Below are 7,083 nucleotides of genomic sequence, written 5' to 3'. Positions count from 1 at the left end.
TTGCTTTCTTCTTCCCACTTGGCTTTGGCATTTTCCAATTGCTCTAGAAGCTTTTTCTCCTTGTCTCTAAGTTGAGCCGCTTCTTCGTATTTTTGGCTTTTTACAACCCTGTTTTTCTCTATTTTAATTTTCTCAACCTCTTCCTCGAGTTTAAGAATATTTTCAGGAACATGAATATTGTTGATATGTACCCGGGCTCCTGCTTCATCCAATATATCAATGGCCTTGTCCGGCAGGAAACGATCTGAGATGTATCGATCAGAAAGATTGACACAAGCCTGGATTGCTTCCGGTGTATAGGATACATTGTGATGGTCTTCGTATTTATCTTTAATATTCTCAAGGATTTGAACCGTTTCTTCAGGTGAGGTGGCATCAACCATTACCATTTGAAACCTTCTGGCCAAAGCCCCATCTTTTTCAATATATTGTCTGTATTCATCCAAAGTAGTGGCACCAATACATTGTATTTCTCCCCTGGCAAGTGCCGGCTTGAACATATTGGAGGCATCCAAAGAACCACTGGCCCCACCGGCGCCTACAATAGTATGCAACTCATCAATAAATAAGATCACATTTGGAGATTTTTCCAACTCGTTCATCACGGCTTTCATACGCTCCTCAAACTGCCCTCTATATTTGGTTCCAGCAACAAGTGAGGCAAGATCCAGCGTTACTACTCGTTTGTTGAACAAAACCCGGGAAACTTTTTTCTGGATAATTCTTAGGGCTAGGCCTTCGGCAATAGCTGTTTTACCCACCCCAGGTTCACCAATTAGAATAGGATTGTTTTTCTTTCTTCTGGAAAGAATCTGAGCAACTCTTTCTATTTCTTTTTCCCTGCCTATGATTGGATCAAGTTTGTCTTCCTCGGCCATTCGAGTAAGGTCCCTTCCAAAATTATCCAAAACAGGAGTTCTGGATTTTTCGGTAGTACCTTTAGAACTTCCGGAAGCACCGCCTGAGGCACCAAATAATTTAGAACCTTCTTCATCGGGATCATCGGCTTCAGTACCAGACCTAGGGGTTTGGTCTGTTTGAAATTCCAACATTTCTTTCACCGTATCATAGGTTGCGTCAAATTTCTGAAGGATTTGCGTAGCAATATTGTCCTCATCCCTTAAAATTGACAATAACAAATGTTCTGTACCTATCAATTGGCTTTTGAAAATCTTAGCTTCCAAATAAGTTATTTTTAGTACTTTTTCTGATTGTCTTGTCAGAGGAATATTGGCAAGATTTTTCACGTTGTGATTGGCCGTACCTTTTACTGCCCGCTCCACCGCATTCCTCAACTCGTCCAATGGCACACCCAATTTCTTTAGAATGGAAACAGCTACACCTTCACCCTCACGAATCATTCCTAACAAGAGGTGTTCTGTACCGATGTAATCATGACCCAAGCGCAAAGCTTCTTCGCGGCTAAGAGAGATCACCTCTTTTACTCTGTTTGAAAATTTTGCTTCCATTATATCTTTCCTTTATTATGGTAATATTTCAATCTCAATTTAATACAAATGAACTTGTTATTAAACACAATTATTTCACTTATTGTTCAATTACTTTCGGGAAAGGTTCAAAACTTCATTAGCTGCCGGACCTTCACAAAACAACAAATCCACAATGGAGAGGTTAGGAACAAAGTCTGCGCCAAAAATTTGTACATAGGGCGATGGTTTATAAATTTTACCCTTGTCTATCAATGACTTAGGATGAATTAAGCCCCTCAAATCGTTTTCTTGGCTCCTGTTCCCTACTTTCTCCTTTACTACCAAACTGACATTCCATCGTAAAAACTTAAGACAAAGTGTCAGTAATTCCAAGTTTAAATCTATTAAAAATTCAGGCTTTCGCAAATATATTTGTTCCAAGTCATCATAAAAATACTCAAAAAATGGTGATTTCCCATAAGCACTTTTGATTCCTCTCAGGTGAACATTCAACCATTTCTGATGGTAATCTATTTTCACATTCTTTATTGCAAGCCTCTTTCTTAAACCATGTACCGGCACAGTGAGGGTTTCCCTTTTATTGGCCAGAAGTACCTCTGCTTTGTTTGCATAGGACTGCCTATTGAGTACCGCATCGGCATATACATGAACTTCACTGGCTCCATTTATTGCAACAAAATATGCCAGAGGAGGCAAATACAATAAATCGGTCGTCAATACCTTACTTTCCTTGGTCATCTTATTCGGTTTCCCGAAAGTTAATCCCAAGAAATGCCACCGGCAAAAGAAACGAAGAAATTATCAAATTATTTCCGAAATTTCCCCCAATCCTTCCCTTAAAACTTCAATTTGATCCGAGGAACAATCCACCACTGTGGAGGCAACATTGTTTCCATAGCCACCGTCAATGACAACATCCACTAGGTCCTTGTACTTTTCATAAATAAGTTCAGGATCAGTGCTGTACTCAATGACATCATCCTCATCTCGGATAGAAGTGGTTAAAATGGGCTGGCCCAACTCTTTTACAAGTAGGCGTGGTATACTGTGGTCAGGAACTCTTATCCCAACTGTTTTCTTTTTGCTATTTAGCAATTTAGGCACTTTATTATTCGCAGCCAATATAAATGTAAAGGGACCCGGAAGTGCCTTTTTCATTAATTTAAAAACGGGAGTACTCAGTGATCTGGTATACTCAGAAATATTACTGAGGTCATAACAAATAAAAGAAAAATGTTCTTTCTTTGGTTTCACTCCCTTAATTAATCCTATCCGCTCAATGGCTTTTTGATTGAATATATCACAACCCATGCCATAAACTGTATCGGTTGGGTAAATAATCACACCCCCTTTTTGCAAAACATCAATCACCTGACTAATCTTTCTAGGATCAGGGTTTTCAGGATACAATTTAATAAATACCGCCGCCATATTTTATTTAACTTAGCTTTGGACAGGCCAATACACTGCTTTTAATTATGCTTAAATTAAACCAATTATACCACAAAATAAAAGCCAAGTATCAATTTTAAATATAATTTATTTTTCATAAAAAGCATCTAGCTGATTAAATAGTATATTTGTACCTTCAATTAAACCATTAGCCGAGTCAATTTATGGCCTTCAATTGGCCGGAAAGTCAATAGATACAATGCTTACAGACAAAAAAAGAAAATACCTATTAGTAGGACTAGTTGCATTCTCTGTACTACTCACTTCTTTAAGTTTTTATTTTTACCAAGCCTTCTTCTCACCCAATGTACTGATAGACAGTGAAGACCCTGCCGTGCTAAACATCCCTAAGGGCAGCACTTTCTCCCAAGTGAGGCAGGAACTGCTCGACAGAAAAATTGTAAACGAGGTAGTTACTTTTAGCTTTGTAGCCAAGGTCATGAATTATTCTGAAGGAGGAGTGAAACCGGGACATTATGTTATTCAGCCTAAACTTTCCAACAAAGAATTGATCACCATACTGCGTTCCGGAAGGCAGACCCCTGTGAATATTACCTTCAATAATATCAGGTTAAAGCAGGAGCTGGCAGAGAAAATCACAAGCACACTGGAGATGGGAAAAGAAGATTTCTTATCCATTATTCAAGATGAGGCTCTGGTAGAAAAATATGGTTTCAACAGTCAGACGATAATGGCCATGTTTATCCCCAATACCTATGAAGTTTATTGGACCATTAGCCCCTTGGAATTATTTGAGCGCATGTATAAGGAATATGAGAGGTACTGGACAGAAGAGCGACAAGCCAAAGCAGAAGCCATACAAATGACTCCTCTGGAAGTAGCCACCTTGGCTTCCATCGTTCAATCAGAAACAAATAAAGCAGATGAACGCCCCATAGTGGCTGGAGTTTATATCAATCGATTGGAGCGAGGTATTCCATTACAGGCAGACCCCACTTTATTGTTTGCCTTAAAGGATTTTACCATCAAAAGGGTGCTCAATGTACACAAGGAGGTAGAAAGCCCATACAATACTTACAAATATGCAGGGCTACCTCCGGGACCAATATTGTTACCTGAGATTAGCTCTTTGAATGCCGTCCTGAATTACCAAACACATAACTACCTGTATTTCTGTGCCAAAGAGGATTTTTCGGGTTATCATTCATTTGCCACCAATCTTAGGGATCATATGATTAATGCCCGACGCTATCAAAACGCATTAAACGCAGCTAAAATTTTCAAGTAGATGTTTATAAAGGAACACAAGCTAAGAGTAAGGTATGCAGAAACGGACCAAATGGGTTACGTATATTACGGGAATTATGCGACCTATTATGAAGTAGGCAGGGTTGAAGCACTTCGCAGCGTTGGTTATTCTTACCGAGAAATGGAGGAAAGTGGTGTGATGATGCCCGTGTTGGAAAATCACAGCAAGTTTTTTTTGCCCGGCAGGTATGATGAAAACCTGACCATCAGAACCAGCATCAAGGAAATGCCCGGTGTACGTATCCGCTTTCATTATGAAATATTCAATGAGAAAGAGGAACTTATTCATGTTGGAGAAACATTGCTTACCTTTTTGAAAACAGATACCCATAGACCATGCAGGCCTCCTGCGCGGTTTATAGAATTACTCAAACCTTATTTCGATTCAAAGGAGTGAAAAATAAAATCGACAGCATACTGGAACGATTAAGCGATAAGGCGCTTCTCCTTAAGCCTATTCATTTTGGCAATCCTGCTCAAAACTTATATGATGTAGGTAAAATTTTCTTGCATCACTTGCAGAAAGACGATGTATTTGAACGGGCCAGTGCCATGGCATTCAGTTTTACTGTTGCCCTCTTTCCTATGCTGTTGTTTTTATTAAACATTATCCCCTATATCCAGTATTTTTTCCATGATGTAACGACATCCAATATTCTGGTATTTGTGAGTGATATTTTACCGGAGAGCATTTATAACGAGGCGGCGCCCACCATCATGGACATCGTTAGTAAACCACGGCAGGGTATGCTATCGCTGGGCTTTTTCTTTGCTCTTTACTTGTCCACAAACGGGGTAATTTCACTGATGAATGCATTTAACGCTGTTTATCGTACAAAAGAATACAGGGGCTTTTTTCAAACCCGACTGATAGCTGTTAGCATCGTATTGGTATTGGTGCTTAGCATTTGTGGGGCTGTTATCATCATGATATTAGGAAGTGAATTGCTCTTTAAAATCTCCGAATTCGAATTCATCTCCAACAATATATATTATTACTCCCTGGCCTTTTTCAGGTTTTTTGTATTGCTACTACTCTTCGTTATCACCAATGCTTACATCTTCAGGGTAGCTCCTGCTGTAAGTAAGAAGTGGAATTTTTTCTCCACAGGAGCCGTAGTATCAGGCTTGCTTATTACTTTGGGCTTTTTCTTATTCTCCTATTACCTGACTAATTTTGCGAGCTACAATAAATTGTATGGGTCCATAGGTACCATGCTGGCACTAATGCTTTGGCTATGGATAACCTCCATCTTGGTATTGGTCGGATATGAGATCAATGTAAGCCTCCAAAAGGCATTACACACCAAGCCCTCCAAAAAAACAAGTCCTTCATTGTCAAAAAATTAGCATTTTTTAGAAAAATTTTACCCCTTCGGCATTTGCATTAATTAGAATTAGGGCTACCTTTGCCTTCCGATTCACATCAAAAGAGAAGTGATCGAAAATAATAAAAATTTAGACTTGAAAAATCAGAAGATTAATCGAGTCAATATTAAGCATCAGACCCAACTAGAGGAGTGGCAGAGTGGTCGAATGCGGCGGTCTTGAAAACCGTTGTACCGCGAGGTACCGGGGGTTCGAATCCCTCCTCCTCTGCTGAACAAAACCCTAACCATTTGAAATACAATGAGTTAGGGTTTTTCATTTTAAAAAGGGGGCTATTTGTGGGGCTAAAAAGATAATTTTTATTTAAGATTGCTTCTTTCAATTTTTAAGCATCAATAGCCAGACATGCTCTAAAAGTTTAAAGGACGTTTCTTTTTCCTCAGCGAGGTTCTAAGAAATACGGCGCTCTCTGGATACCTTTTTCAAGCTAACCAGGTTCTTGCTCACTGTAGCAATGGATTTAACCAATGAGAAGGAAAAAAAAAAATTGATGAAATGAAAATTGCTGTATTTTTCTTGTAACTGGTATCTATAGTACCTTAATTCAATACATTTTCCATGGCTTCAAGTGCTTTGTATCTTATTGAAGGAATGCCAAGAAGTTTATCGAAACAGTCTAATGCCGTCTTTTGCTCTTCACGATATTTAAAAGGTTCAATCCTCAGTCTGGAATATATAGATAATACCAGAACCAATGGTTCATCCCCAAGATATGCTTTCTTACTGATATCAACTTTCACAGGAATATTCATTTTCACTAATAAATCCAAACATTCTTTTGGATACAGAGATGAACACTCTGTCAAAAACTCCAACATAAATCTAGGATCGTTACTAAAATGTTCGGTGGAAATATATTTCTCCATGAAGTTGTAAAGTTCTCCAAAGTTTTCAATTTTAAAAACTCTTAGTACTAGCCCAGAAAATTCGTGAGAAAGATCGAATTCGGCATGTGACAAACATCTTTCCAATACTCGCATCGATCGTTGATCGACTCCGCCATCCCTGATCAAAAAACTCTCAGCAACGTCAATGGCACATTCTATCGCTTTTTGACCCAGTCCCATAAAATGGTCATACATTTTGAAATCGTTAATATGCTCAAAGACCCAGCTGTTTACAAAGAAGTAGCATTTATCGTATAATTCTTCGTGCAAGAGCATTTCCTCAAAGTAAAACGCCATCCTATCATGGAACTTGGTATTAAAATACTGCGCAGGATTGATCGAATATTTAAGCACATGAGAATTTTTCTGGGCGATAAGCTGCTGGAAAATAGCGAATGAACGTTCGATATCAAAGTGGTTCAGATATGCAAGGTGAGACATCACACCTGCCAAAATTGTTGCCGAAGGGTTATTTTTTGGATCACTAACGAATTCAACCGTAGATAGCACGTCCTCCTTGAAGTTTGGATAATCAAACAGGTAAAACAAGTTATTGATTGCCGACCCTCTTGGTGTATTGATAAAATCTAATTTTGGATCATTAGGGTTCAGCACATCATCTCTATACCCTTCCG

The 7,083-nt window shown here is 38.8% G+C and carries 7 protein-coding genes and 1 tRNA gene; 4 read left to right on the top strand and 4 right to left on the bottom strand.

Annotated elements, in window-relative coordinates; translation table 11 throughout:
• The 3 genes from AAC037_RS16110 to AAC037_RS16100 form a co-directional block, all read right to left on the bottom strand.
• On the bottom strand, positions 1-1,469 hold a 1,469-nt coding region (locus AAC037_RS16110; protein WP_339903969.1), incomplete at its 3' end, for an ATP-dependent Clp protease ATP-binding subunit.
• Positions 1,470-1,559: 90 nt separating this feature from the next.
• Positions 1,560-2,189, bottom strand: coding sequence for a WbqC family protein (locus AAC037_RS16105; RefSeq protein ID WP_339903968.1), 630 nt, complete (start codon positions 2,187-2,189; stop codon positions 1,560-1,562).
• A 63-nt stretch (positions 2,190-2,252) separates the two neighbouring features.
• Complete coding sequence (locus AAC037_RS16100) at positions 2,253-2,882, bottom strand: L-threonylcarbamoyladenylate synthase (protein ID WP_339903967.1); 630 nt, start codon at positions 2,880-2,882, stop codon at positions 2,253-2,255.
• A gap of 220 nt (positions 2,883-3,102) precedes the next feature.
• On the opposite strand from AAC037_RS16100, the gene mltG reads away from it, so the two are divergent.
• The 4 genes from mltG (at position 3,103) to AAC037_RS16080 (ending at position 5,771) form a co-directional block, all read left to right on the top strand.
• Positions 3,103-4,152 (top strand): endolytic transglycosylase MltG, encoded by a 1,050-nt coding sequence (mltG, locus tag AAC037_RS16095; protein ID WP_339903965.1) that lies wholly within the window; start codon positions 3,103-3,105, stop codon positions 4,150-4,152.
• Positions 4,153-4,569, top strand: coding sequence for a thioesterase family protein (locus tag AAC037_RS16090; protein ID WP_339903963.1), 417 nt, complete (start codon positions 4,153-4,155; stop codon positions 4,567-4,569).
• On the top strand, positions 4,566-5,522 hold the full coding sequence (locus AAC037_RS16085) for a YihY/virulence factor BrkB family protein (protein WP_339903962.1): 957 nt from the start codon (positions 4,566-4,568) through the stop codon (positions 5,520-5,522). The genes AAC037_RS16090 and AAC037_RS16085 overlap by 4 nt, the downstream gene beginning before the upstream one ends.
• Before the next feature lie 164 nt (positions 5,523-5,686).
• Positions 5,687-5,771 (top strand) — tRNA-Ser (locus tag AAC037_RS16080).
• A 329-nt stretch (positions 5,772-6,100) separates the two neighbouring features.
• Here AAC037_RS16080 and AAC037_RS16075 read toward each other — a convergent pair.
• The coding region (locus tag AAC037_RS16075; protein WP_339903960.1) for a hypothetical protein at positions 6,101-7,083 on the bottom strand (983 nt) is incomplete at its 5' end.

Origin of the sequence: uncultured Cyclobacterium sp., from assembly GCF_963976465.1 — a bacterium.
Classification (GTDB): Bacteria; Bacteroidota; Bacteroidia; order Cytophagales; family Cyclobacteriaceae; genus Cyclobacterium.
This window is presented reverse-complemented; position numbering and strand designations above follow the sequence as displayed.

Bases quoted from the DNA above. Each gene is read 5' to 3' on its own strand.
- AAC037_RS16105 (WP_339903968.1), bottom strand. From the start codon at position 2,189: ATGACCAAGGAAAGTAAGGTATTGACGACCGATTTATTGTATTTGCCT.
- AAC037_RS16100 (WP_339903967.1), bottom strand. From the start codon at position 2,882: ATGGCGGCGGTATTTATTAAATTGTATCCTGAAAACCCTGATCCTAGA.
- mltG (WP_339903965.1), top strand. From the start codon at position 3,103: ATGCTTACAGACAAAAAAAGAAAATACCTATTAGTAGGACTAGTTGCA.
- AAC037_RS16090 (WP_339903963.1), top strand. From the start codon at position 4,153: ATGTTTATAAAGGAACACAAGCTAAGAGTAAGGTATGCAGAAACGGAC.